Source organism: Paenibacillus alvei DSM 29, assembly GCF_000293805.1.
Lineage (GTDB): Bacteria > Bacillota > Bacilli > Paenibacillales > Paenibacillaceae > Paenibacillus_B > Paenibacillus_B alvei.
Map to the genome: position 1 here is coordinate 1 of NZ_AMBZ01000014.1, position 26,806 is coordinate 26,806.

Genomic DNA, 26,806 nt, shown 5'->3' on the forward strand with positions numbered 1-26,806 from the left:
AAAAAAGATTGTCGTACAAGCAAAGCGTCACAGCAAGAGTATTGGGATTGAAGCCGTTCAGCAGGTTCACAGTTCCCAAAATTACTATGGGGCATCGGAGGCATGGGTATTATCCAATCGCGATTATACCGAAGCTGCTCGCAACTTGGCCAAATCCAATGGCGTTCGATTAATTGGCCGCGACGAGCTTGTGGAGATGATTTTGAAAATGAATCCTGGATCTGTTCCGAACCCAAAGCAAGTCATTCAAGAAAATCCTACCCAATCTCAAATGTGTAACCGCTGCGGAAATCCTATGGTTCTGAGAAAAGGTCCTAAAGGGGAATTCTATGGTTGTAGCACATTTCCAAAGTGCAGAAACATGAAGGCTGTATCATCTTAAAAAGCGGAAAAAGAAGCAATTCCACCGGCCCTCGCAAAGCAGTGGGGTTGCTTCTTTTGCATAAATCATTGAGCTATCGCATTCGCCCAGTGATGTAACGTTTCTAAACTTATTATAGCTTGAAGCAGATTTATTTCAAAGTGTCTTAGCGTACGCATTTTCATGCAATGCTGACTTTATTTTTCCTTAGCGTACGTTTTCCGCGTTTTGTTGGCGGTACCCCGTATACGATTGAAAAGTCAGTAGTCACGAATTTTTGGGGAACGCTCATTTCCGATCACATGTTATTGAGCAAGAGATTTCCATGCGTCAATTTGAATGCTTATTACCGGCGGAGTTTTCGCTTCTCTGGCACGGAATACTGTGATACAGAAACAATAAACACTCTTCTCCATTCGCCAATAACTCGTTAACGTGGTTTGTTAAGGAGGCGGGTCACCGTCTCCTTGACTCTTGATTTCGCTGGCTATAGCCGAGATTGGCCTATAGGCCAAATGTGAAATTAATAGGAGCTGAGTAAGCTAATTCTGAAGGGAGTAATATTCATGAAATTAGAAATCGTCAATGGAGTTGCGGTTAATCTGGATTTAGTAATCCAGTTTCTTAATGGAGCATCTGACGTTGAATCTGAGGAAGGGACGTATACCTTCGAATTAATAGAGCAAGGCGACTTCATTCAGGTTTCAATTGAATATCTAACTGATATAGGAAGCGAGTATGTCTTCCGAAAAGGATACACAAGGACTGGTTTTTCACTCTCAAAATTGTTGCAGGATTTAAAGGGGCATAATCTGGACTTCATTGAAGAATGGTTGTGTGAGACGTTCCTGCTTACCAATTGAATCTTCGTAAATTAATACTGCAGGCAAAGAGGAAGCCAGGCGTATATGCCTGGCTTTTTATATTTATCGATTCATGGATAGAACCGGCATACCGGTTCTTTTTATTACCCGGCGATTTTTCGCTTTCTGCATCCGCATGTTGACACTCCCACGGCTAAAGCCGCAAGCCTGACTTAACAAGAGTTCAGGTGGGATTCTTTGGTGCTTAACCGTACTCAGTCCATTTCTGTTTCGTACAAGCCCAAAGCAAAGGCTGTGTCATCAGCCCGTCCTAGACCAGAGCATATAGCTGTCTAGGCTGATTGACTATTACCATCAAGCACAGGCGCAAAAATGATATTTTTAGCACCTACGAGGTCGCGGTGGTAGTTGCTTCCGCAACTTATACAATGATAGTCCCTGTCGTTTGCATGGTTCAGATGCCCACAATCGGGACAACGTTGCGAGGTATAACTCGGATTGACGTATTCCACTTGAATACCCACAAGATTCGCTTTGTACTCAATATATTGACCCAAACGATAGAAAGACCAGTTACTTAGAGAATGGTTGTTTTTACGACTTTTTCTTGTCTGCTTGCGGATGTTCACTAGTTGTTCCAGGCGAATGATACCGACTTTCTTATCAATCGCAAAATCGACGATTGCTCGACTGATTTTGTGGTCTTGGTCTTTCATGTAGCGTTGCTCTTTGTCTTGAGATTTGCGAATGGCATTGATTTTTTTCGCTTTTCCAAGTTCCCTACGACGGCTATTTTGGTAGCGACGAACATATTTATTTTGTCGTCCGTTCCCACAGAATTTGACTTCGTTTTCGTCAGTTACGCATACCGCAGGTACCTTGATACCGAGGTCTACACCCATGATTTTTGTTGATGAAGAAAATTGAGTTGGTACTTCGATAGCGATTTGAGCTATCCATTTAGCACCTTTACAAGTGACACGCAAAGTACCGACTTTGACCGCTTGGGTCAAATAGTCTAAGTCACGCTGTTGCACCAGTGCTGAAATTGACATTTTCTTCGATCGTCCGTCAACAACGAACGGCATACAAATACTGTTCGGCGTGACGGTGAAATTCTGATTGTTCCAGATAATTACTGGTTTCTTCAGAATAGGAACAATAGAAAACTTAGTTTTCTTTGCCCGTTGAAAAACAGATTTTGCGTCACGGATCGCTTGGTTTTTGACAGCACTATTGAGTGGTGCAATAACGTCCTTTGATGTTTTCTTGGTAGCTTTTTGTTCCGTTACCATTTCAGAGACGAGAAAGTTAATGGTTTGGATATAGTTCAAGGAAGAAGATTTCAATAACTGAATGTCTTTTCGCGTTGGATTCAACTTGATTTTCAGTGTCATTGCTTGTGTAATTTCTCTCACCTCGCTCTCTGAGAATCGACATATTCTTTGATTGTCTGACAGGATACATTACCAGCGATGGATACGAAATACGAACGAGTCCACAAGCTAGGAATATGCCAAAGCTCTGGAAATTCGTCTCGCAAAATACGGGATGTCCCACTTTTCAGCTTCTTCATAATATCCGCTGGGCTATAGGTCGGAAGTGTGTTCAAGAAAAAATGCACATGATCTTTGTCGGTTTCCAATGTAACGATTCCAAACTGATTTTTCTCGCAAATTTCTTGTATTAATTCTTTGAATCGAATATCAATTGCGTGATTCAGGAAAATCTTTCAATCTTACTCCTGTATCGAGGACAGAATACAAAATGATAGTTGATCAAATTAATAGTGGTTTTGGTTCCTATACTCTTCCATAAATATAGAATAGCACAGACTTTATCTAAGTGAATTAAACGTACATAAAATGATGAAAAGAAAAGAGCGATAAATAGCGAAGTAGGGCTTTCGAGTACTAATCCCTACTTCGTTATCATCCCACCCTTTAAAGAGTGGGCTTTCTCGCTCAGGGGTTATGACGCAAAATTATAAAATTAATAACGAAAAAGTGCTTTTATTGGTCAAACCACGTGAGTACTCTTTTTTTGGACGTGTGTATGTCCGTAGTTTTCTCTCATTTTTTAATGCTGATGTTGTTTATGTTGATTGACCTGCATTCGTTCTTCCCTGAAATGAGGAGTGTAGGGCACGAATTCCCACCACCCGTTAAAGTCCAAGCGACCGGCATGTGCCGTTCCATTGGACTTTTTTCTACGCCTCTAGGCGTAGAAATCCCGGGTACCCGGTGGCGTGCGAATGAACCAAAAGAGGAAGCCAAGCAATATGCCTGGCTCTTTATTTATATCGATACATGGAAAGAACAGGCATGCCGGTTCTTTTTATTTGCCCGCGATTTTTCGCTTTCTGCATCCGCATGTTAACAGTTCAAGCAGCACTAACGAAAAAACGCGCCGGATCCTGCCCTCTCGCGTTTTCTCATAAGTTCTGGGCGAAGCGTCAAGGGCAAAAAATTGTTTCCTTGTTGACCGCTGAAGCAGTCGAAACAATTTTTGTGCTGATCCCTTGACGCTTCGCCTAATTCACTGTTCCCAAGCTGCGCATAGAAAGCGAAAAATCGCCCTCCGGGATCCAAACCATGCGGATTCCAAAACGAAAAATCGCAAAATCAAACAGGAGTGATCATAATGCAAGCAAAACAAGCGCTTAAATTATTCTTTAAGGAAAAGAAATTGGAGCCTAGAACCTTTGCGGTTAGCCATAACGACCAGGTTCATATGGTGGAAAGTCGTTTTTTGATTAATATGATCGTCAATCATGCTCCGGATCATGAGCAGCAAAAGATACGAACGATCATTGCACAGATTGATTTCCGCGATGGTGATGTGAACGATTATCTTTCACATCTGGCGAATTGCTTCGTTATAACAAACTACTAGGTGGGGTGCTTCCCCCCCTTATAGATATAAAAAGGAGATAACGATCATGGAAAAAGAACATGTTTACGAAAGTGCCGTAGAAACGGCTAAAAAAATCCGATCCATGTTGAAGCAAGCATACCCAGGTATTAAATTTTCTGTTCGGAGTTCCACTTATTCGATGGGTTCCAGTGTTGATGTTCATTGGGTTGATGGCCCCTTAACAGAAGAGGTGGACAAGATCCTAAATAGATTCAAATCGGGATATTTCGATGGTATGGAAGACATGTATATCTCTACTGGATATGAGTGGGAAGGGAAAATTGTATCCGGTGCAAAGTACATCTCTGGTACTCGTTCCCTTTCGGATTATCGAAAATCTAAGATTCTGAAGGAGCTTCAGGAACGCTATGAGCCTGATCCATATGGGGAGTATTACGTAAGGCATTGGACGGAGGCTGAAAAAGGGCTTATCGAATCCGGTGTATTGCTAGGATTTATTTCGAAGGTTCAGCTTTCAAAAAAGGAAGATAAGGAGACGGAACCAAAGGTTACAATGGCACAAGTCATCCCATTCCCTGTAAGAGCCGTGAAGGATCCTAATTTGTCGGCATCCCTGAAAGCAGAAAGGCTTATGAACTCCTTAACTCCAGAACAACAATTGAAGTTAGTTATGCTTCAAGAAGTGCTTGGGAAAGAGGAAGTGGCAGACTGCCTCATGGGTGGAACAAGTGTTGATTATCTGTTTGAGGTTACTGCTTTACATATCTTTGGAGGTGGCCAGGGATAGAATCCCTGGCTTTATCAGTTGAAATGAGGTTGAAAGGGCTGAAACACAATGAGCCTTTTCTTCGGCGGGAAATGGTTACCCGGCATTTGCCGGCTCTTGATTGTGCTGCAGCTGAGAGCTGCAGAGGGCCCCGGCCAGTGCCGGGCTGTTCTTATAAAGGACATGGATAGAACCGTACCGGTTCTTTTGATTAAATCGGCTTTTTCGCCTTTTGCCCTCCGCATGGTATCAGGAGTAGCAGCACTAATTACAAAACGCGCCGGATCCTGCCCTCTCACGTTTTGTAATAAGTGCTGCAGCTGCATCGTCAAGGGCAAAAAAATATTTTCAATGATCTGATTTCATCAGGAAGAAAATATTTTTTGTGCTTGATCCTTGACGTTGCAGCTAAACTCCTGATTCCAAGCTACGCGACAAAAGGGCGAAAAAACGCCCTTTCGGGATTCCTGCCATGCGGATTCCTAAATTCGAAAAAGCAAAGGAGAAATTATAATGACTAAACAATATTTTCTGAATCTCGAAACTTCTAAAATTGAATTGCAATTCTCTAAACAAGAGTATCAATCATTAACCACGGATGAGCAAAAGGCAATAAGAAGGGCATATCTCTTCTCTGGTTCTCGTTCTGCTTGGGTGTCCCGTTCAACCCAAAATCATTATTCTGCTATATCTGTAGCTAAACAACTTGGCTTTACAGATGGCGGTAAAATGGGGGAACGCTTGTCCTATGCTGAGGAAGTGGAAAGACAAGTAGAAAAAGCAGAAGCAAGAATTGAGCGCTACGAGAAGTATGCGGACAATGCAGAGACAAGAGGAAAGAACCTACAAAAAGACTTAAACAGTATGCGCGGTGACAATTCGTTTTTCACGCAACCGATTATTGCAGGACATGCAGGAAGCCAACGGTTTGCACGTCAAAGGGAAAAAATGTTTGACCGTTATCATAGGGGGTTTGAAGAGTACCGCAAGAGTGAGTATTTCCGTGATAGAGCTGAAACAGCGCAACAAACTGCAAGTATGGGGAAATTTAAGGATAGAACATATTTAAGTAACAGAATTGAAGAAAGCAATAAGAAAATCCGTGAATACGAGCGTCGAATTGTTCGAGCTGAAGAGAATCAAAACGAATCATACCTGGAAACCCTATTAGAGAAAATGGAATATGAATTAGACAAACTTGCATATATGCATAACAAAATGGACGAGATAGGCGGCGTTCAATTTAATAAAAATAGTCTTAAGCCTGGTTATCTCGTAAAAATCCGCGGCAGCTGGGATACGGTTGTTAAAGCGAATCCAAAAACGGTGGAAGTGAAGCCGGACGTTGTTCCGTATACACTCAAGTACCCTTATGCAGAAATTCAGGAAATGAAAATTCCAGAGGGATGGACGGAAAAGGAAAAGGAAGTAATAGGTAATCCTTTTGAGGTAGACGATATTGTAGTTCGTACAGATATTGGTGGCAATAAAATTTATTATGCTTTCCAAATTGTTAAGAAGACTGAAAAAAGCGTGACAATCAAAGAAATATTTATAGAAAACAATGTTCCTCAGATTAATAAGTTTAAGATAGGAATACCGGAGAGACGCGCAGTAAGACAAGATAGAAAAAACAATTTTGTAGTGAATCATGACGATTGGTTTCTATACAAATATACCAGTGAAGCATAACGGTCATCTGTATGGAGAAACCAACCGACCAGCGGAAGAACGCCGAATAATCCAAATGAGGAAGCCAGGCTTAGGCCAGGCTTCTTTTTTATTTCTCATATAGCTCTTGGAATGCTGCAGCTTAAGCTGCAAATGGATGCTTTCCATCCGGAAAGCTTTGATCCACAGGGTTATGAGCGCCGCCTGCCACCGGCATATCACGCCGGGGCGGCAGTATCAAGGGCTATCGCAAGTAAGAGGGGCTAACCAGCAAGCCGCTAAGTCCCTCTAACCCTTGACACTGCCGGGCAACCACAGAACCGCACTCCGCGTTGCGGGCGCGGCCCTACGGTTGCCTTTCACCCCGGCCTGATATTTCTATGTCAGGCGGCGGGAGTCGTCAACCAAATCCAAAGGAGCTTAAACCATGAACAACATTTTTTCTTACAATGACTTTGTTATTTTTGTCCGTGCTTTTCAGGAAATGAATTTTTGTGACTTTAAACAGGAAGAGATCCAGAATCCATATCCAAATTGGTATGACTATGATGCGACATACCGCGATGAATACAATTATAAAACCACCGTGGAATTTTGTTTGAGTGACGATGGAGATATTACATGGGGCATCTGGTTTCCATGTAAGGATGCTGAAGATGAGATCGAGGAACTATTCGAAGACTTTATTAAATGGAAGTCAGGCAAGCGAGATGACCGATTTACAAGATTTGAGGAACCAATAATGACATCATTGCCCGCGCAGGATGTAGAAGTGCTGCACTATCAAGATCCACATAAGCTCTACGTCATGGAGGTCTATAAGAAGCTCACAGATCAAATTGAACGCGCTGAGAATGGGCAAATTTCATTTAGAGAGGTTTTCAATAGATTCAGTGTGCGGGACTTTCTACCTCAATACACAATTGTTCCGACCAGTTGGCACGTAGATGATATTCGAGATCGGTTTCCTGAAGGGACTAGCGATGAAGAGCTGATGGTTGAATTACTGAAAATAGAAAGGGTTTTGTCGGAATCAGCAGTAGCAAATGGCTGGGAAGTTATCAACGATTGTTTAATTCAGAACTAGCCGGGTTACCCCGGTTAGTCTATACAAAATGAATGGAGTGGTATAGATGATACAAGAATATTGGTATGACATTTATGATAATAACGATGGGAATCTAGCGTATCTCAATACGGATATTCCACCTCAAATTATGTCCTCTTATGAAGAGAGCTTTAAAGCTTCAGATGTAAGTGAAGCGGACATGGGCGATGACTATGAGCAGATCCTAAACAGGTTCATCGGCTTTCTCAGGCAGAAAGGACATGTTCTAAATATTGTGAATCGCCCGGAAAACTGGATCAACTTGCAGGAGTAATAGAATCGATCGTTAATGGTACTTGGGCTGGCTCCTTATGAGTCGGCCTAATCGCGTGGATATGGTTAGCTGGCGTACGCCAGCTTTTGATTAGTAGACGCAGCTGGAGCTGCTATTAGGTACAATGTAGCTCCGTTTACACGGAGCATTTATTAGATGGCGGAGCCAGAAGCGCACGAGACTGCCCAAATCCGCAGTCTCAAGCACATCTGGCTCCGAATGTAGCTACGGAAAACCGTACTTAACCCCTACAAGCTATCCTAGAGTCGTTGTAAGCTCTTTTGAAAGAGTAGGCTCTAGCCGTCTTAGTGGCCTAAAGGCCACTCTTGGTATCAAAGTGTTTGGAGCTGTTTAAGCGTTCAGGTACACCTTGTGAGATATATTTATCGATGTTGAGTCCCATTAATGATCGCATTTGTACAGAAGCTTCAGCACTTATTAATGATCGTAGCAAACGAATCTGAGATGTGTAGCCTCGACACTTATATTCAGCACGGATCCCTTCCCAATCACGGTCAACTTGATATACTTTTATGCCGCGCTCCCTGAACTCACGACGAATCTCATATAGAGTCTTTGTCGCTTGATTCATCGCATTATCAATAACATCTATATATGGACCAGGACTTCTTACTGATTGCTCAATGAGCTTTGCGTCTCTCTCGAATGCTGTTAGTATCAATGGCATTAGTAGAAACGTTTTAATCATTTCAATTTCCTCAGCTGTTGCACCCACAGGAGGCATCATAACACCCCATTTACGAAGAACATTTGTTCTTATGCTAACATCAAATACCTTATTTATTCAATCCCAAGAAGAAAAAAGTCTTAATTCAGTAAGCCATGAAACCCCACCACCCCTAAATTCCAAGCGAACAGAATACCGCTGTTCCATTGGAATTTTTGCTACGCCTATGGCTACGCAACCGTGGTCCCCGGTGGCATGGGAAGGGATTAAAAGATTTGAATGTAACATCCATGAAGCAGTAATCAAGTGAAGGGCGATCCTGAAGGATCGATGGAAAGAACCGGCGCTGCCGGTTCTTTTTTTCCGCCCCCGGCTGCGCCGGCAGCGGAAAGGTTTTCCGGCTCGTGAGGGAGAAGCGAGGCTTCTTTCTCCTGTCGATTTGTCCCTTCCAGTACCCGTACGCATCCGGCCCTCTCAGCTAAACATACAGAACCTTGGCCCGAATAGACGAAAAATTATTTTGAGAACTTCACTCAAAATAATTTGTTCGACCCTGACGGGCAATCTATTCAACCCAAGAACCTGTATGTTCTTTACGCTGTGCCGGATACGTACACTGGAAGTCCCATCTCTCCATACGAAAGAAGCTTGCCCGCGATTCTCCTGGGCGAGCCTACAAACCTAAAACCTTTCCGCTCATCGCCGCTCGGGCTAGCCAGGAAAACGTTTCTGGAAAGGGGGGGGGAGGGGAGGTGTGGCACCAGTAGGACTATTACATCACAGGAGGAATCATCATGAAAAAACACATCTTTATTGGGAAGTTCAATCTTGGCACGGTCGTCATAACACCAGGTGCAAGCGACATTTGTGAAGACCATGTACTGTCTGCACTCACACGTCATATCTCAGGTGATTGGGGAGACGTTTGTGAGGAGGACAAGCAGGAAAATGATTACTCTTTAGCTCACGGAGGGAGGTTGCTGTCTTCGTATCGAAGCGCTGGGGTTAAGTTCTGGATCATTACAGAGCATGACCGCAGCATCACAACAATTCTCCTTCCTGAAGAATATTAAAACTTTCCCTGAAGGGAGGTGATAGCTATGAGTAAGGAGGATGAGCTGAGCAAGCTCGGGAAGGAAATTGAAATCGATCGAGCTCAACTGAATGCGTATTCGCATTGTTTTGAGGACATGTATGAAGTGATCGTACAAATGTCCACTGTGTTGGACGAAAAGATTGCTCGTTACATGAGCATTCAAAAAGAAATCAATGCATCAAAAAAGCCATCTGCGTAGCGGCAGACGGCCGGGGCGTGAAGTTGTCGGACCCACGCCCCTTCATTCTAACACAGTAAAGAAACAATTTCTACGAAGGGGCTTTTCAACTTGGGCATGACTTGGATTGGACTTCTTGTCTGCGCATTAGCTTGGCAGATATGGGTTGATGATAGAAAGTACCTTAATAGGTTCTCAAATAGTCGATCAGACGATAAATGAAGGGATGATACATCATGAAAAACAAAGTTGTGGTATTGGTGAAGATGTTGCAAGGATCTCAAGACGTTGTGACTTATGTTGGAGTAGATGCGATGAATCATGCAGCTCGGGCGTTTGAGAACTGGACTGGTATTGCGTATTCTACATATCTTCAAAAAAGTAGTACAGGTAAAAATAACTATGAGATCTTGGGAGAGAATTATGCCGGTACAAACATTTATATTACTGATGCAGTGTGTAGAGGAGCGAGATGTGAAAATCTGCTGTCTCTTTCTACAGGACACATCACAGAGGAAGCGGCAAAAAGACTCGAAAACTTTGATTTTCCACTAGTTGCTTATAGGAAAGAGGATGATCACGAAGCATATGGTTTCTTTTTAATCGTTCCAGATAGTCTCTTAGATCCGTCTGAGTTGCCGGAGTGCATCCAGGATATCATTATCTATGCAAAAGCGTTAGAATGTGACTGGATCAATTTAGATAGGGATGCGGACGTTATCCCTGATTTGCCGGTATACGAATTTGAATAATCAACAGGCGGTTGCCTGTTGATTGAAGAATATAAAGATAGAGTCTACCATCCAGTATAATACTGGATGGTAGGTACATCGAAAGGAGAAAAACATGAAAACTTGTCCTTATTGTGGGTCTGTGGTTGAGATACGTTCGGGAGCGTATTATTGCGGTTTCTGTGATATGATCTTGCCCCAGGAGCTCCTTCAGGAAGAAGGAAAACGAAAGCAATTTTCCATCAATCAAGCTTCGGTTAGCATAGACCTAGCCGATATGTCCACGCCTGAATTAATGACTAGAAAAACGTATGAACTGCTCATTCTGCTGAGACATCTTCGGCAAAAACGGAGTGATTCATTTAATCTTATGCGTATTCTGAAGAAGGCTAATGCTCAGGCGGATGAATTCCAAGCAGCTGCTTCTTCTTCAGGGAAGGACTACGAATGGTGGACACGTAAAATGTGGATCGTGGAGAACATTATTCGGGACAGGATGAATTATGTACCCGCGCGGATAACGGATGATTATCTGCTTTCTATCGAGAAGCAGATCATAGATGGCAATAGTAAAAATCTAATTGTTGTTGGAGGTAAATAGACATGACTATTGTTTCCTGGTTCAATAATTTGTTTAGCAGTAAAAATAACTCGACTAATAAAGAAAAAGAGGATTTGGTGGTTCGAGAACCACTTGATCCAGAACATGAGAACTGCAATGCTCTATTGTCAGAAGAGAACCAAGAGAATATGGATGAGACTGAAGACTATTGGGATAGTGACCCAGAAGATGATCCTTGGTATGATGAACTAAAAGAGAGGGTAGCCGGTACACGTTATGAGAAATTCGTAGGTAAGACAACACCATACTATGGTTTTGAGCAGTTGTTATCCGATGCTGCGAGGGGTAAAAAGATAGTTACTGTAGGGTATCACTCTGAGATCAATGAGCTTGCGGATACTAGGAAGTTTGAAATAGATGCATATAGCATCACTTCCGTAGATCTTTTAGTCTTAAAAGAGGTTTTCGAAGCGGCTCAGAGGGAGGCTGTATCCTTGGACGAGGATTTCGATTACGAATTTGAAATTATCCAGCAAGGAGAGGAAATACGATTTAATGAATGTTATGATCCATATATTTCATCTCGAAATACGGTAAAAGGAAACATGTACGATAGCAATATCGATACATACGGTGCAATCAATGGGGTAAAAGCTATTAGGAGCTATTTACTTTATAAAACCGATACAAATGAGTTTATTCAAGTAAATGGACGCTACTGGTGTATGTGATTTTACTCAATGGATTGACATTTGATAGGTTTAGCATTGTTGATTTTACATAACAATGATAGAATAAAGGTACAAGATAATGCGTACACTAAAAAGGGAAGCAGCTGTCACTGCTCCCCTTAACATAGCAGCCGCTTCAAAGGCGGTGGCTTATATCAAAGTTAGGGCGAATAGACCGAACCTTGGCCGGGGCGGTCTATTTATCTTTGTTTCGGGTAAGTGCAATGATAGACACAATCAACCCCACGATCGCAACGATAAGCGATCCGAAACCGATCATGATCTGCAAAGCATCTTTAACCTCCACAAGCATCACCTCCCTTCCGGGAAGGTTAGCCGACCGCCGCTTAAAGCCATTCTACTATGTTCTTTTAATTATATCACAAAGCCACTATATTTGAGCACACATACATATTTATATATGTCAATTAACTTGACAACTAGTCTATTGCCGGTGTTTATTGGTATAAACGAAAACAAAATAACCCTGCCCATATCATGGGAGGGGTTTTCTGTGCTATTTTTACGCTTTCCATGAACTACCACCTAGTTCATGCTTACATAGATACTAATGACTTAAGGAGTGTTGATATTGAAAATAAAATACCACTTTTCCTGCAAGCCTCCGGATGTTGGAAAGGAGAAGCCAAATGAAGGAGCTAACCAACACCATCATTACCACCACCGTCTACAACTGGATTAATTACATTCTATCTAAATATGTAACTTTGACGGTGTGTGGTGTAGTAGTCGATCCAATGTTAATCCTGATCATTGTACTACTCACTGTATTGATAAAACCAACTGTAAGAACTAAATGATTTTATTCCCTTCACTGATTGCAGTCAGTGAGGGGTTTTTTATAATCTAGAATTCTTTTGGTTCAATGTAATATCTAAATTCAGAAAATTATTGTCTTGTGTTTCTACTAAAACAGGGTCAAAGCCAACTGTCAGTAGCGTAACTAATAGTTACGGTTAGATACATTATATATCGTTAGAGTTCACATGTAAACATTATAGATGAAAAAAGTCTGTATTTTAGCGGCTTTTATCAACTAATTTTAGGGGTTTTATTATGTATATCAAACAAATTTATAAAACAGACCCTAAAGTTTCTAAAACAAACTCAAGATTTTATAAAAATTATTTCTTGACGATCTTTCTGTTTGAAGAAACAACTTTTGGAATGTGATGAGCGCGGCCTACTTTTTTCAAAAGAGCTACGAACTTTTTCGCTTCATTTTTTCTTCTTTTGAGTACATATATTTCCCCTCCCAGAGCATTGTTACTATCCTGTATTGCCTCACAGAAAAAAGTTAAACATAGATCGTTCTAAATATAAGGCTTGTACGCATATTTTGAATTAGGAATTTCGGAAAAACGGAAAAATGACCCTAGAGATAAAGGAGGCTACACTTGATCAATGGAAGCTAGGGGAGTTCAAAGTCTCAACAGCATATTTACCCAATCAATAGAAAAAAGGCCGTCAGTGAGGTTCCCAAAAAACAGCTCGTAAGGAACGTTCTGATAAGCTGAAGGACATCAAATTTCCGGTTACCCCAGAGCAAAGGGAAAGACTCAGACGACTAGCAAAGCAGCTACCACAAGAATCAAAGCGAAATGAGACAGTATCAAATACAGTACATCTTCTTCAAGCATTAAAACATTATCAGTTGTATCCGGAACGTTGCCATGAGGTTGTTTATAAGGATACTGGTCAGTATATGCATGCTAAACCAGCTAGGAGAGATTTTGAACAAATTGAAGAGCTTGCCCTTCTTTGGAATACGTCTATTCGTAAAGCGACTCACAGGCTGATTATGAATTATTTGGATTGCGGAGAGGTTGTGATACGATTTGAGCAGGTCTAATTTTTCTCTGATGAAACAGCGGATTAATGAGATGTTTGGAGTGAAGGAGCCTTTCTGGAAGCGGCGAAGTGTAAAAGAAGTCACACTGCGAGCAAGGGATATTGATTATCTTCGTGCGGAAGTCTTTTTAGAGGATATTGTATCTGTAGCAGGAGATGACTCTATTTATCTCACGATTCCTGAGCTGGTCTGCTTGCTGTATGAAGATTTTCTATTTGAGATACGGAATTCATTTGATGTTGAGTCAATTATTATTAATTTAAGTAACAAGCGCCTGGAGCATTTTCGCAAAGTAGATTCTAATAACATCAAACTTCGATGCAAATGGGTTTCATATTCCATATCAATGAAAAGGCCCTTAGCGCTGCGAGGAGAGGTTTTCCTTCATGATTTGGCTATGTCTTCAGGAGAATTCGAAATGTCGTTAGACGAGCTCCTGTCCATACTATTCATGGATTTTATGGCTGAGGTGCGTAAAGGAAATCAGCGCGGGCTGATCAAGAAAATAATATCCAGAATGGAAAGTTGGAGTTTTAACTAGACTATGATTTCATGCAAGTTTGGTTGAATAGTATGAACAATTGCCGGCATGTAGCTTCAGCATATGTCATATAGAATGAAGACATAAAAGAGCATCATCCCCAAAGGGCACATAAAAAGCCATCAATCGATGGCTTTTGTTCATTTATATGTGACTTCAACTGTTTCCAAGTTTAATTCTTTAGCTGCAAGGTATCTTGTATACCTATCCACTAGTGTATTCGCCTCATCAAGAACGATAGGCTGGTCGAGCTTCCCTGTATCTTGGATATACTGGATCTTATCCAGGACTTTCTCCCGGCGAGGGGTTTTTTGCAAAAAATCATCTGGAATCTTGATTGAATTTAACGAGAGCTGGGTGGGTCGATCGGAACTTGTAGCTGCAACCTCTTCATATGCTACCGAAGAAATTGATTTCTCCCCAAAAGAATCTTCAATACTTGCAGCTGACTCGTGATTGTCATTAGATGAATCTTTTTTCTTGTCTGGAATCACTTGGATTGTACTGCACAGAACACCGATCTCTCCAGGACAATCCGATACAGCAACGTCTAATGTTGGTTCCCCTTGGATCATATATTTGGTTGTTTCAAAGTTGACTAATGTATCCTCAATTTTCTTTAGCTGTTTTTGATTCAGAAACACGGTATAGGTTATTGAATTCTCAGGCTTAGGTAGCCCTTTTGGAACCGGGCCTGAAGATTCTGTCATATCAAAAGTATAGATTGGCTCAAGCGACCGGAGAGGACTTTTCGGAAACCCGGTCAATACGATTTTATGAGCCACGGTCATCCCCCTTTAAACAATGTAATTAATAATATTCTATTAAAGCGTATACTCGTTGAGCAAATCTGTAAGTTCATCGGCTGAAATTTCAGACTCAGGTTGAGATGAAATGTTGAAATGCCCCGATTGTAACTTGCTCTTTAAATCATCAAGTTTTGACTCAATTCTGTTTAATATACTATCTTCCCCTGCTATCGTTTGATGTTGGGCAGCTCTCTTCCCAGAATCAATGTAGCTATCTATACATGTCATAAGCGCATGGACCAGGTTGCGATTGTTTAGATGTTCATTTATAAATGCAATCATTTCAGGACGTACGGGGGATTTCTCCCCCGTTTTAATGTCCACGTATTCATCAGGGATTGTAAATGAGGTGGTATCCCCTATTTGTTTTAATAGTTTTTTTGACTTAGACATGGGCTTCTTGAGCTTGGCGCTTAGCAGCTGCTTGGACTAAGATCCAAAGCCCGATCATGTTCAACTTCTGAAGATTTTCCGCAAACGTTAGTCGCATTGGTTTAGGTCGCTTATTGTTTTCCTCTTCAATGTATTTCTTAGCTATTTTGATTGGGCCGCCAATCGGATAAATGCGGCGAGCTTGCTGAAGCTTGATGTTCTTCCGAACCTTATCAATCAAATCTAAATATTGAGCGGACATCTCAATAAGCTTAGGTTCGATGTGCTTAGTAATATTGAACTCTTCTTGATCAACGACCACTCTCCACTCAGACGGCCCCTTAGCAAGCAGTTTTTCCAAAGAATAGCGCGAAGGGAAGTAGTGACCAACATTATCCGCCACATCTTTAATGATGCGATCGAGGTACGTGTTGATGCCGAATGGTTCACCCTCAATGCCTTCTACTATTTTACGTTCCCGAATTCCTATCGGATCGAAGCTTCCTCCCCCTAGATCACTGATGATAACAGTTTCATCAGCAAGAGTTTCATCTTTGATTTTCAAAGTAATAGGATCTCTTACTAATGCTACGTGAGCTGCCGATCCCTCAATGCTGACCATGCATGTTTTGATATCGAGCTTAACTGTAATGTCCCCGATACCTGGTACGAATTTGAAAGTTACTGAATGATGTCCCTCGAATTTCTTCTTTAGGGTGTCGCGATACGCCTTAACTTGGCGTGTTGGCAATGCTGTGTTAAGAAAGTCGTATGTAATAGAAATTTCGCTTTTTCCGGGATTAGCCTGTAATGCATCAAAAGCAAGTAAGGTTAATGTCATATAGATGTTTCGATCGGAATTAGCCTTTTTGGTGTCATATTCTGCGCCGTTTACATTTTCTCGCTCTGTAGCGGAGATTCCTACGAAATAGCGCTCTCTCTTATTATTAAGAGCTCCGGAATCGATCTCAACTACTAGGTTCTCGTAAGTATCAACTTGAGCTTCGTCGTAGTATTCCATTTCATCAAGCTTACACAAAGCAAGAGCATTAGGCATAGTATACTCACTACCAGTACCTGTGATGATAGCCTGGAAGAGTGAATTGCCCATGTCGATAGCCGCGATATTTTGTCCTTCAGCGACATTGGACAGCGCCTCTTTGCTTAACTTCATAATTGCATTGTCTCGTCTTACTTGTTCCTCCGCGTAAATACTCATGTATATCATCCTTTCATTGAAAATTTTCATTGAAGTTCATTGATCATGTAGTCATATTATCATCGTTTCACCTATTAATCAAGCAAAATATTGATATTTCAATGAAGTCTCAGTCTTTATATATTAGGGTTATTTGTGGTTATTTATATATCATTCAATGAATTTGTGATAAAGCACATTTTTTTCATTGAAACAATTCATTGAAATGGTCAAATATAGCGATTTTCGCCCATATCCCCCCTAAATAAGTCAAAAAAAACGCATTCCGCTTTGGAATGCTTCAATTTTGTCTAGGGTATTAAATAATGCTTGCAAAAAAACTCGAGAATGGTGGCACTATTTTAAGTAAGAGATACTAGATTACTAGATACATAGAGATTAATATAATTACAAATATCGAAATTAAAGATAAAAAACAAAAAATAAAAGCCACCAATCCGACCGGCCGACCGACTCACAGGTTCAATGAATGATTCAAGTTTGGCGACTGACATTCAGGGAACCTCCCAAAAGAGCTGTTGGAGGAAGATTAGGGCTTTTACTGTTTAGTTTCTTTGTGTCTATTATACCACATAGAAGCAAAAAGTAAACCCTAAAACCTCTGTCGGATTGTACAATTCGGGAGGTTTTTTTATGTCAGTAAGTGCAAACTCTTATTACCATTTTTTGTACAATAATCAACTCACTCATTTTCCAGTTTTTTCGAAGAAATCTCGACCAGATCGAAGAGAATTGGGATGGGTTTTCCTCAGTAGTGATTGTGAACGGACAAGCGTATGCCGTACATATCGCACCCTCTACCTAATGCAAGACCAGCATACATATTACACTCCAAATACATTTTACGATCGACGTAGACGAACACAGGACGCATTGCGTTGGCTAAATGCGTTCGTCATTGATGTTGATGTGAAGAATGGCCAAAATGTAGGGCTTACGTTGCCGGACTTACTAGATATGATTCAAGAGGCTGGCCTGCCATCGCCTACCTTTGTCGTAAGAACACCTTCAGGAGGTTTCCACGTCTATTTTGTACTGGATGCGCCGCGCAAGGCGTACTCCAATAACATTAAGACTTACCGCAAGCTTCAGCTGGCTATGGCTAAAGCCATTCAAGGCGATGTAAAAGCAATAGGCCCGGAACGCTATTTCCGAATCCCAACTGCAGATAATGTGATCTACCAGACTCATAATAGAGTTAGTTTTGCCGATCTTATAGATTGGCATGATATTAATTCCGGTGTTACCCAGGTCCAGGAGAGTAAGTCCGTGCGCTATTCGCAGGGGCTTCTTCAACATGCAGCTGTTCAGGCCATCCTTAGAGGCGTAGATAAAGGATCTCGGGATAACGCATGTTACACATTAGCGCTAGCATTCAAAGCTGATGGATATACAGCTGATGAAGCAGAGAGCGAGCTGCAGGATTGGAACTCGAATTTGGTTAGCCCTTTATCTCAACATATTATTGCGCGTAAGGTTCGAAGCGCATATAAATCGGGTTCGCCAGCTGGGCCAAGTGCTGAATGGATCCGTCATTTGTCGGGTGTGAAATTTGCATACCAAGCATGGGAATCTGCAAAACCAAGAAAGATCCGGAAGTATAGTCATTATGAAGAACGAGCATCGGATATGCTATATACCCTAGCGTGGAGGAAGAGTATTTCAGGCTCTCAGAGAGGGCTTGCTTCGATGTGGGGAATGTCTCTATCCGTTTTTCAGGAAGTCACAAAAGTACTGGTCGAACGTAACCGAATTCAGCTCACTGTATCGGGAAAAGGCAGAGGGGCTAATACGACAATAACCATAGTTCCTAGAAGGAACAATGTCATTCCTTTACTGCCGAGAATTAAAAACAAAATTAATGTACCAGATTCCAATACACTTTATTTAGGGGGGTTGGTGGGTGGGCTCTCCCTCTTTGATGGGGGCTTTCTTTCTCGCTTCCCTAGGGGTTTTTTCCTTGGGCCTTTTCCCTGATTTGTGGGTCTATGGGCTTTCTTTCTGCTTCTAACTATCTTAGACTTATTTGTACCTTGGGTGGTGCTTTGGGTAGTCCCTTACCCCGTGCTCCCCCCACTCCCTTACCCGGTGTCCGGGGGGGCCTACCTATGGGACTACCCAAAGGACGTTTATTTTTCCGTACCTGTCGGCTGTATCCCTTGCCGCAAGCGGCACCTCCTAACCCATATGCTCACGGCTCGATATGGCGTTTTAGCCGTGAGCATATGGGTTAGGAGGACAGATATACAGCAACGTACGGAAAAATAAACGTGTAGTGTGGAGGAGAGGTGTGTTGTTAAGTGTTTGTTGTAGTTGTAGATGGTGGTGGTGGTTGGTGGGGGGAGGACGGGGTAAGGATGTGTTGTGTTGTTAGTTGTTAGTATAAATTATTAATAGATTGTTAGAGATTGATTGTGAGTACGGGTGAGTGAGTGTAGAAAAGAGGGTTATTGTGGGAAGGAGCGTGGAAGGGAAAAAGGCTTGGTTTGGGTTTGGTTGGAGTAATGAGTTAGGATGAGTATGGTGAGGTTGGTTAGTGGTTAGTGTTAGGTATGGGGTTATATTTGTGCATATGTGTTCAGTTTAGGAGGTAGAGGTTTTGAGTCGATATCATGTGTTACCTTGGTTAATTCCTCATGGGGTATGCTATGAAATTCAGACGGTTATGAACGCACGGATACATTACTTTAAAGATGAAACGGCATGGGGTAATATCATCACATTGTTGAAGCGTCCCTGGTATGAATGTTTATTTTTTCAGCCATGGATTAGCTGGGAGTTGGTAGCGGACGGGGCCGAAATTAAATACCGGGTATGGGCACCGAACAAAGAACTTGGGAGCTTATTTCAATCGAAGTATTACAGTGAGCATCCTGAAGTGGAGATTCGTGAGGTGGCTAATGAGCCTTTAGATTTTAAGAGGCCGCATGCTGGTACAAAGCTACACCTAGATCGTCATTATGTCATTCCGTTGAAGAGTTATCACAATGACGTTGTAGATTCTCAAGCGGAATTGATAAGTCTGTTAGAGCGTTTAACCGACAATGAAGAAATCATTGTTCAATTTACTGTAAAACCAATATATCGTACTGAGAGAGCTTTTAAGAAAGCCTTCAGAGAATTACATAGTGAGGAAAATACAGACGAGAGTGCAAAAACAGAGAACGAGATGTATAAAACGGCTATCCAGGGGAAAAAGTCCAGGATGTTAGCCCGTGTGTCTGTTCGGATTGTTGCTTTTGCTGAGGATTATAAGCAGGCGAAAAATCTCATTGATGCATGCAGCGGATCGTTTGGCCAATTCTCTTCAGGTGAACTGAATGAAATAAAAGCTCGAAGATGGTGGCAAATTATAAGGCCGTTGTTTCGTTTTGAGTTCCAGAAACGAATACACTCGCTAAGTATGCCCCACAAGAAGGTTGTTTTTTCGAGTGAAGAACTTGCTATGATGTTACGACTACCTTCTGGAAAAATTGGAAGTAACAAATTGGCGAGAATGAAGATGCGGCGAACTCCTTTACCATTAGAACTTATGTATAAAAGTGCAAATGATAATTCATTAGTTTACTTAGGCGAAAATGAATATCATGGAGTGAAGCAGCCAGTTCATCTTGACTTGAGAGCATTGAATCGTCATATGGCCGTCTGGGGCGGTACCATGATGGGAAAATCAACACTTTTATACTCTTTGATGGAGGATATCGCCAATCTTCGAACTGATGAAAATAAGTTTGGGTTTACGGTGATCGATCCACACGGTAGCCTAGCCATTGACGTAGCTAGTCGGATTCCAAAGGACAAACAGCATCTAATCCGTTATGTTAGGTTTAAAGATGGCCAGTTCCCATTTAACGTATACGATGTTGACTTTGCATCTACACCGGATAAGATTGCACAGAATGTTGCCGATGTATGTAAACGTGTCTTCAAAGACTTCTGGGGTCCGAATATCGATGATAACTTTATGAATGGTGGTATTGCGCTGCAGCTTGTTGGTGAAGCAAACATAGATAATCTACGGAAAGTCTTAGATGATGATGAGTATCGAGCAGAAATCCTGGAAAGATTGAGTGAGTTTGATCCGCTAGAGCGGCAGCTGAAAATGTTTTTATCCAGGTACGATGAGTTGGACGAGCGTACGAAGGAGCCGAAAATAAACTCGACTCTGAATAAACTGCGAAAATTGACTCTCTCCGGTTCTATTGGTGGCATACTTCGAGCTAACACGAATGGTATAAAGTGGCGTGAAGGGATGGATCAGGGTTATTTCAATATTTTTGATCTATCTGGTCTTACGATCGATGAGCGGAAGTTTATAGGATCCGTATGTTTGACGTTCTCTCAGTTGGCTATGCTCAGCCGAGAAGATGCGTATGCAAAAGGAATGCCAATGCCATTACATCCCATTATTGTGGATGAGGCCCCAACTTTTCTTGATCAAAGTGCAGATGCAGTTCAATCCTTTGCTGACGAAGCTCGGAAATATAACAATCCGCTCATTTTAGGGATGCAGGGCTTAGAGGAACAAGTCCCAGATCAAGTGGCGAGCGCTATATTTCGAAATTTCGGGACTTTGATTGCCTATCGTGTAGGTAATCCTGCAGATGCTATAAAAATTTACGAGGGTATGAAAATTGATACATTAAGTGCTGAAGATTTTCAGAGGGTAGAGCCGAACTATGCGTACATGAGGACAGCTATCGGAAGAGAAACTACGTTACCTTTCCTTGTGAAAATGAAGCCACCTAGTGAAGCGAAGTATAGGGATGATGTACCTACGATGATCAATACGTCTCTGCAGTTAGCAATGGATCAAGAAATTCAAGAAGTTGGTGTGAAAGCTAAACAGCTAGAAGAGCGTGAGAAAATCGAACGAGAGGAAATCAATAAATTTGCTGAAGAAGAAGTAAGTAGAGATGTAGATGAGGATGTACAGGAAGAAGACGATCTAGCAATATTTATGGATGATTAGGTGGTGTTATCTGTTGGCAAAATCTGAAGGAAATTTCTTGTTCATTCGTGATCAGGAGATAGACTTACTCATAACGTTGCATGATATGATTTTTTTAGATATTGAGTACTTAGAAAATTTTATTTACCAAAATATCTCTAGAAGGACGATTGAACGTAAACTTATCGGTCTGGAGAAAGAAGGTTATATAAAAAGCTTTTTTACACCCAAAGCTGATGGGGAAAGGGCAACAAATATTAAGATCATTACACTTGATAAGCTTGGTGTTGAGGAAGTTAAATCCTTGACAGGAACAGTGAATTGGGATAAGAGATGGACAAAAAGGTCACCATCGTTCATCCATCACAATATCTCCCTGGCCAATCTAAGAGGTGCTTTTTATAGGGATCAGAAAGATGATTTTAAGCTCGTTTCATGGATAACGGAGAGAGAGTCATATTATCAATATGCGGGTCGAAAAGATGATGTAATCGTTCCTGATGGTACGACCGTGTTCCATCGCAAACTAAACGAAAAAACGGCATATTTTGCTTATTTCATGGAGATGGAACGAAGCAGGCAGCGAATAAGTTTTAGTCAAAATAAATTAAAACGATACAATGCATATGCGGGCTTAAAAGCTCATATAAAACATCCCATTTTTGAAATTCCGCCTGCGATAACGAGTGTTTGTTTTGTCTCAATGGCTGAGAATGAGATGATGAATCTCATAGAGCATACCGAGAAAGTATCGACCAATCATCTGAGAACAGTTATGTACAGCACATATGATAAAGTCATGTCCGATCCTATGGGGAAAATATGGCGTTTTAAAGGACAGGATGATGGATTATATCCAATGTGGACGATTTTTAAAAAAGAGGAAGAAAAAACTGAATAAAATAAAAATTTTGGGTACCTTGCATAAGAAGAAATAATCAAAATGGCGATCCTGGAGGATCGATGGGAAGAACCGGCTGCGCCGGTTCTTTTTTTCCGCCCCCGGCTGTGCCGGCAGCGGAAAGGTTTTCCGGCTCGTGAGGGAGAAGCGAGGCTTCTTTCTCCTGTCGATTTGTGCCTTCCAGTACCCGTACGCATCCGGCCCTCTCAGCTAAACATACAGAACCTTGGCCCGAATAGACGAAAAATTATTTTGAGAACTTCACTCAAAATAATTTGTTCGACCCTGACGGGCAATCTATTCAACCCAAGAACCTGTATGTTCTTTACGCTGTGCCGGATACGTACACTGGAAGTCCCATCTCTCCATACGAAAGAAGCTTGCCCGCGATTCTCCTGGGCGAGCCTACAAACCGAAAACCTTTCCGCTCATCGCCGCTCGGGCTAGCACGGAAAACGTTTCTGGAAAGGGGGGAGGGGAGGTGTGGCACCAGATAAATAATAAATTTCAGGGGGAATAAGCATGATAATCGAAAAAAAAGAATTGGAGAAAGCAATCCAAAAAACCATCAACAGAGCATCGGAACGCTATTGTGGAACGGATGGGAAATGTCAGCTGTTCGGGGTTCTGAAAGGACAGGAAATAAGGGATTTTGAAATTGCTGATTCTGATAACGAACAAATATATGACGGAAAGAACGTTGTGTTTCTGTATGAGAAAGAATGGTTTGATCCCATTAAGGGATGGAATATGGATGTTGAAATGGTCGATGAAATAAACAATGACAATTCTTTATTGCTGGCATACATCCAGGCATTCAACGAGAAATATCCAAATCGGGATGTCGTGTATAACTACCTGATGTTCAACGAACTGCTACCTGAGAAGTGTAAGGAGGTTATGCTTAAAAGAATCGGATTTTATAACTATTTAGAAACTTGGGATGTGATGAAGGACATATATGCATTTATAAAATGCGAAGTACAAATAAAAGAGTAACGGGATAATGGGGGATTCTGGAAGAGAATGAAGGGGCGCGGGCATCTCATCCTGTTGAAATTTTGATGGTTCAAATGAACTAAAGAAAAAAATCACAAATCGATTTTTCCTTGTAAGTATCAGGTTTTAAGCGTTTTTTGCACGCCAATAAAGGGCGAATTTTCTAATTCCCCTTTACAAAAAAGGTATTTTGAACTATTTTTAAATTAAGCGAGTTAAAGCGAAAGAAAAAGGTGCTGGTAACACCTCTTTCTTTCTAGGCATGGACAGACCCTACTCTGTACCAACCTTGTTATTTAGTATACTTGAAAAACTGCCTGTTTTTCAAGTGTATTCAAGTACGCTCAAGTTGGTAATTTTAGAGGAGAAGGCCCCCATGCTTTTATGGTGGCCTTCTCCTTTTTTTGTTTGAAATGTGGTTATCAGCATCAATCTTTCGCCAATATCGCTAACGTGCTTTTATTTAGCACAGAAAGGCAGGATGTTGGTCCTAATTACATACCTTTAGCAGCTAGATTAAATACCCTAACCAGAGAGATAGGCCAATAGGACGCATCTTGGATTGAAGGAGCCAGTAAAGCTTACGACAATGTGATGGCAAGGAGGTGTGAAATGAAGCTGCTTTTTTTTGTCTCAAGTGAATCCAGTTATAAGCACCTTAGGAGTATGTTGGAAGAATATGAGGTTGCCCCTTTTGCTAGCGATGAGATCGAAGTACAAAGATTATTGCATGATTATTCCGATGCTGATGCTGCGATCCTGGAGAGTTGCTGGGAGCATAGGGAAACTGCGGAATCAATGCTAACCTACTTCGGTGTTACGACTATCGAATTTAACGGCATCTATGAAGATTGTGTGCAAGCTGTGAGAGATTTGGATCCTCGATCGGATTCAAAAGAACGTGAAATCAGCGTTCTTGAAAGTGTAGTTAAACCAGAGAAACCCAGGCTGATGAAAAATCTATCAAAGTTTTGGAATAGTGGCTCAAAAAAAAAGAAGTCGCCAGAAGTTAAAGCTAAGGCATTAGGAGCTGCAGCTGAAGAAGCGAAGCGTCAGCAAGAAGAGCAGGAAGCACTGCTCGCGGCGCAGCAGGCAGAGGAAGAAGCAGCCCGTGAGCGAGCTGCAGCTGAAGAAGCGAAGCGTCAGCAAGAAGAGCAGGAAGCACTGCTCGCGGCGCAGCAGGCAGAGGAAGAAGCAGCCCGTGAGCGAGCTGCAGCTGAAGAAGCGAAGCGTCAGCAAGAAGAGCAGGAAGCGCTGCTCGCGGCGCAGCAGGCAGAGGAAGAAGCAGCCCGTGAGCGAGCTGCAGCTGAAGAAGCGAAGCGTCAGCAAGAAGAGCAGGAAGCGCTGCTCGCGGCGCAGCAGGCAGAGGAAGAAGCAGCCCGTGAGCGAGCTGCAGCCGAAGAAGCGAAGCGTCAGCAAGAAGAGCAGGAAGCGCTGCTCGCGGCGCAGCAGGCAGAGGAAGAAGCAGCTCGTGAGCGAGCTGCAGCCGAAGAAGCGAAGCGTCAGCAAGAAGAGCAGGAAGCGCTGCTTGCGGCGCAGCAGGCAGAGGAAGAAGCAGCTCGTGAGCGAGCTGCAGCCGAAGAAGCGAAGCGTCAGCAAGAAGAGCAGGAAGCGCTGCTCGCGGCGCAGCAGGCAGAGGAAGAAGCAGCTCGTGAGCGAGCTGCAGCCGAAGAAGCGAAGCGTCAGCAAAAAGAGCAGGAAGCGCTGCTCGCGGCGCAGCAGGCAGAGGAAGAAGCAGCTCGTGAGCGAGCTGCAGCCGAAGAAGCGAAGCGTCAGCAAAAAGAGCAGGAAGCGCTGCTCGCGGCGCAGCAGGCAGAGGAAGAAGCAGCTCGTGAGCGAGCTGCAGCCGAAGAAGCGAAGCGTCAGCAAAAAGAGCAGGAAGCGCTGCTCGCGGCGCAGCAGGCAGAGGAAGAAGCAGCTCATGAGCGAGCTGCAGCTGAAGAAGCGAAGCGTCAGCAAGAAGAGCAGGAAGCGCTGCTCGCGGCGCAGCAGGCAGAGGAAGAAGCAGCTCATGAGCGAGCTGCAGCTGAAGAAGCGAAGCGTCAGCAAGAAGAGCAGGAAGCGCTGCTCGCGGCGCAGCAGGCAGAGGAAGAAGCAGCTCGTGAGCGAGCTGCAGCCGAAGAAGCGAAGCGTCAGCAAGAAGAGCAGGAAGCGCTGCTCGCGGCGCAGCAGGCAGAGGAAGAAGCAGCTCGTGAGCGAGCTGCAGCCGAAGAAGCGAAGCGTCAGCAAGAAGAGCAGGAAGCGCTGCTCGCGGCGCAGCAGGCAGAGGAAGAAGCAGCTCGTGAGCGAGCTGCAGCCGAAGAAGCGAAGCGTCAGCAAAAAGAGCAGGAAGCGCTGCTCGCGGCGCAGCAGGCAGAGGAAGAAGCAGCTCGTGAGCGAGCTGCAACTGAAGAAGCGAAGCGCCGGCAAGAGGAAGCCGAGCGGGCTGAGTACGTCGCCCAGAAGGCTACCTTGCAAGAGCTGAAGAAGGCCGCTGCGGAGCTAGCAGAGGCAACCGCGTCAGGGAAATTTGAAAAGGTTGAGGAAGAAGCAGAGGCTTCGGTAAATCCGGTATCAAAAGTAACTTTACTTCGGGGGAAGTCAGAGCTAAACGAGATACACGGAACCAAGGTTATTGCAGTTGGTGGATTTGGACGAAGAACCGGCTCTACCTATACCTCGTTACAGGTTGCTCAATTTCTTAGCGGTAAAAACATGAAAGTTGCTTGTGTTGAGCTTGCTCCGACACCGCAAACAGCGGTTTTCAGGTATTTTGTTGAACAGGGAAAACCAGTAGGTGGAGGATACCATCTCAGGGGAGTGACCTATTACGCTAATTGGCCATTAAGCCGTATCCATGAGCTGTACACAGGGCAATTTTCGTTTGTGGTTTTAGATTGTGGAGCACTTGCTGACATTTCTGATGTTGGTGAGATTATGGAGCGAAGTAACCTATCTGAGTTCTTCAGAGCAGATATCTCAATCATTACTACATTTTCATCTCTATGGGATAGTCTCAACTTTGCTCAGCTCGCTTTCTATTTAGAGGCTAAAAGGTGGTCTAAACCTATGCATGTTCTTGCTCAATCAAAATTGGAGGATTGTTCTGAGATCATGAATCTTATTCCTTCTAGTGTAAGAAGGAATATGGCTATGAGTTTCTATGCATATTCTCCAGGGCAAGATGCATTTACTCCTGAAGGGCAAATTCAAGAAGCAATCAGCAAAGTATTCAGTGTGTATTTTCCACAGAAACGTTCTTCTAAGTTCAGCTTCTTTAGGAAAGGGTGAAAAG

The 26,806-nt window shown here is 42.7% G+C and carries 25 protein-coding genes and 1 pseudogene; 19 read left to right on the forward strand and 7 right to left on the reverse strand.

The window, feature by feature from the left end; translation table 11 throughout:
* Both PAV_RS29020 and PAV_RS29025 read left to right on the forward strand, forming a co-directional pair.
* On the forward strand, positions 1 to 382 hold a 382-nt coding region (locus tag PAV_RS29020), incomplete at its 5' end, for a restriction endonuclease (protein ID WP_040737240.1).
* A 545-nt stretch (positions 383 to 927) separates the two neighbouring features.
* Positions 928 to 1,224 (forward strand): hypothetical protein, encoded by a 297-nt coding sequence (locus PAV_RS29025; RefSeq protein WP_005551962.1) that lies wholly within the window; start codon positions 928 to 930, stop codon positions 1,222 to 1,224.
* Between the two features lie 293 nt (positions 1,225 to 1,517).
* On the opposite strand, the gene PAV_RS29030 is transcribed toward PAV_RS29025, so the two are convergent.
* Together PAV_RS29030 and tnpA are read right to left on the reverse strand one after the other, a co-directional pair.
* Complete coding sequence (locus PAV_RS29030) at positions 1,518 to 2,594, reverse strand: RNA-guided endonuclease InsQ/TnpB family protein (RefSeq protein WP_040737260.1); 1,077 nt, start codon at positions 2,592 to 2,594, stop codon at positions 1,518 to 1,520.
* Positions 2,595 to 2,599: 5 nt separating this feature from the next.
* Positions 2,600 to 2,991: pseudogene (tnpA, locus tag PAV_RS29035) on the reverse strand (IS200/IS605 family transposase).
* Positions 2,992 to 3,240: 249 nt separating this feature from the next.
* Here tnpA and PAV_RS35035 point away from each other — a divergent pair.
* The 6 genes from PAV_RS35035 to PAV_RS29070 all read left to right on the forward strand — a co-directional run bounded on the left by PAV_RS35035 (position 3,241) and on the right by PAV_RS29070 (position 7,881).
* Complete coding sequence (locus tag PAV_RS35035) at positions 3,241 to 3,564, forward strand: hypothetical protein (protein WP_005551966.1); 324 nt, start codon at positions 3,241 to 3,243, stop codon at positions 3,562 to 3,564.
* A gap of 264 nt (positions 3,565 to 3,828) precedes the next feature.
* Positions 3,829 to 4,080, forward strand: coding sequence for a hypothetical protein (locus PAV_RS29045; RefSeq protein WP_005551967.1), 252 nt, complete (start codon positions 3,829 to 3,831; stop codon positions 4,078 to 4,080).
* 46 nt (positions 4,081 to 4,126) lie between these two features.
* Positions 4,127 to 4,849 carry an LPD29 domain-containing protein gene (locus tag PAV_RS29050; protein ID WP_005551968.1) on the forward strand — a complete coding sequence of 241 codons (723 nt, stop codon included), beginning with the start codon at positions 4,127 to 4,129 and terminating at the stop codon, positions 4,847 to 4,849.
* A 492-nt stretch (positions 4,850 to 5,341) separates the two neighbouring features.
* Entirely contained in the window at positions 5,342 to 6,520 is a 1,179-nt protein-coding gene (locus tag PAV_RS29060; protein ID WP_005551970.1) for a DUF3560 domain-containing protein, read from the forward strand.
* Positions 6,521 to 6,926: 406 nt separating this feature from the next.
* Complete coding sequence (locus PAV_RS35600) at positions 6,927 to 7,586, forward strand: hypothetical protein (RefSeq protein WP_005551971.1); 660 nt, start codon at positions 6,927 to 6,929, stop codon at positions 7,584 to 7,586.
* 46 nt (positions 7,587 to 7,632) lie between these two features.
* The gene (locus PAV_RS29070; protein WP_005551972.1) at positions 7,633 to 7,881 is read left to right on the forward strand and encodes a hypothetical protein; all 249 of its coding nucleotides are present in this window, start codon (positions 7,633 to 7,635) and stop codon (positions 7,879 to 7,881) included.
* Between the two features lie 313 nt (positions 7,882 to 8,194).
* Here the strand turns inward: PAV_RS29070 and PAV_RS29075 are convergent, their stop codons facing one another.
* Complete coding sequence (locus PAV_RS29075; protein WP_051135245.1) at positions 8,195 to 8,629, reverse strand: YhjD family protein; 435 nt, start codon at positions 8,627 to 8,629, stop codon at positions 8,195 to 8,197.
* 734 nt (positions 8,630 to 9,363) lie between these two features.
* Here PAV_RS29075 and PAV_RS29080 point away from each other — a divergent pair.
* The 5 genes from PAV_RS29080 to PAV_RS29100 all read left to right on the forward strand — a co-directional run bounded on the left by PAV_RS29080 (position 9,364) and on the right by PAV_RS29100 (position 11,867).
* Complete coding sequence (locus tag PAV_RS29080) at positions 9,364 to 9,642, forward strand: hypothetical protein (RefSeq protein WP_005551974.1); 279 nt, start codon at positions 9,364 to 9,366, stop codon at positions 9,640 to 9,642.
* Positions 9,643 to 9,669: 27 nt separating this feature from the next.
* Positions 9,670 to 9,864 carry a hypothetical protein gene (locus PAV_RS29085; RefSeq protein ID WP_005551975.1) on the forward strand — a complete coding sequence of 65 codons (195 nt, stop codon included), beginning with the start codon at positions 9,670 to 9,672 and terminating at the stop codon, positions 9,862 to 9,864.
* Positions 9,865 to 10,079: 215 nt separating this feature from the next.
* Positions 10,080 to 10,595 carry a DUF5983 family protein gene (locus tag PAV_RS29090; RefSeq protein WP_005551976.1) on the forward strand — a complete coding sequence of 172 codons (516 nt, stop codon included), beginning with the start codon at positions 10,080 to 10,082 and terminating at the stop codon, positions 10,593 to 10,595.
* A 94-nt stretch (positions 10,596 to 10,689) separates the two neighbouring features.
* Positions 10,690 to 11,175, forward strand: coding sequence for a hypothetical protein (locus PAV_RS29095; RefSeq protein WP_005551977.1), 486 nt, complete (start codon positions 10,690 to 10,692; stop codon positions 11,173 to 11,175).
* Positions 11,176 to 11,177: 2 nt separating this feature from the next.
* Entirely contained in the window at positions 11,178 to 11,867 is a 690-nt protein-coding gene (locus PAV_RS29100; protein ID WP_005551979.1) for a hypothetical protein, read from the forward strand.
* Positions 11,868 to 12,063: 196 nt separating this feature from the next.
* On the opposite strand, the gene PAV_RS35040 is transcribed toward PAV_RS29100, so the two are convergent.
* Positions 12,064 to 12,174, reverse strand: coding sequence for a putative holin-like toxin (locus tag PAV_RS35040; protein WP_157267367.1), 111 nt, complete (start codon positions 12,172 to 12,174; stop codon positions 12,064 to 12,066).
* 1,552 nt (positions 12,175 to 13,726) lie between these two features.
* On the opposite strand from PAV_RS35040, the gene PAV_RS29105 reads away from it, so the two are divergent.
* Positions 13,727 to 14,281 (forward strand): hypothetical protein, encoded by a 555-nt coding sequence (locus tag PAV_RS29105; RefSeq protein WP_005551983.1) that lies wholly within the window; start codon positions 13,727 to 13,729, stop codon positions 14,279 to 14,281.
* 140 nt (positions 14,282 to 14,421) lie between these two features.
* Here PAV_RS29105 and PAV_RS29110 read toward each other — a convergent pair whose 3' ends face one another.
* Genes PAV_RS29110 through PAV_RS29120 form a run of 3 tightly spaced genes read right to left on the reverse strand, consistent with a single transcriptional unit; the run spans position 14,422 to position 16,681 of the window.
* The gene (locus PAV_RS29110; protein ID WP_005551984.1) at positions 14,422 to 15,066 is read right to left on the reverse strand and encodes a ParB N-terminal domain-containing protein; all 645 of its coding nucleotides are present in this window, start codon (positions 15,064 to 15,066) and stop codon (positions 14,422 to 14,424) included.
* A 39-nt stretch (positions 15,067 to 15,105) separates the two neighbouring features.
* Complete coding sequence (locus tag PAV_RS29115; RefSeq protein WP_005551985.1) at positions 15,106 to 15,483, reverse strand: hypothetical protein; 378 nt, start codon at positions 15,481 to 15,483, stop codon at positions 15,106 to 15,108.
* Positions 15,476 to 16,681 (reverse strand): ParM/StbA family protein, encoded by a 1,206-nt coding sequence (locus PAV_RS29120; protein WP_005551986.1) that lies wholly within the window; start codon positions 16,679 to 16,681, stop codon positions 15,476 to 15,478. The genes PAV_RS29115 and PAV_RS29120 overlap by 8 nt, the downstream gene beginning before the upstream one ends.
* Before the next feature lie 633 nt (positions 16,682 to 17,314).
* Here PAV_RS29120 and PAV_RS29125 point away from each other — a divergent pair.
* From PAV_RS29125 to PAV_RS32880, 5 genes are all read left to right on the forward strand, one after another.
* Positions 17,315 to 18,658 (forward strand): primase C-terminal domain-containing protein, encoded by a 1,344-nt coding sequence (locus PAV_RS29125; RefSeq protein WP_005551987.1) that lies wholly within the window; start codon positions 17,315 to 17,317, stop codon positions 18,656 to 18,658.
* A gap of 637 nt (positions 18,659 to 19,295) precedes the next feature.
* On the forward strand, positions 19,296 to 21,653 hold the full coding sequence (locus PAV_RS29130; RefSeq protein ID WP_476638850.1) for an ATP-binding protein: 2,358 nt from the start codon (positions 19,296 to 19,298) through the stop codon (positions 21,651 to 21,653).
* A gap of 13 nt (positions 21,654 to 21,666) precedes the next feature.
* Positions 21,667 to 22,533 (forward strand): replication-relaxation family protein, encoded by an 867-nt coding sequence (locus PAV_RS29135; protein WP_005551989.1) that lies wholly within the window; start codon positions 21,667 to 21,669, stop codon positions 22,531 to 22,533.
* Between the two features lie 522 nt (positions 22,534 to 23,055).
* Complete coding sequence (locus PAV_RS29140; RefSeq protein WP_005551992.1) at positions 23,056 to 23,532, forward strand: hypothetical protein; 477 nt, start codon at positions 23,056 to 23,058, stop codon at positions 23,530 to 23,532.
* Between the two features lie 612 nt (positions 23,533 to 24,144).
* Positions 24,145 to 26,802 (forward strand): hypothetical protein, encoded by a 2,658-nt coding sequence (locus PAV_RS32880; protein WP_005551993.1) that lies wholly within the window; start codon positions 24,145 to 24,147, stop codon positions 26,800 to 26,802.
* Positions 26,803 to 26,806: the final 4 nt, after the last annotated feature.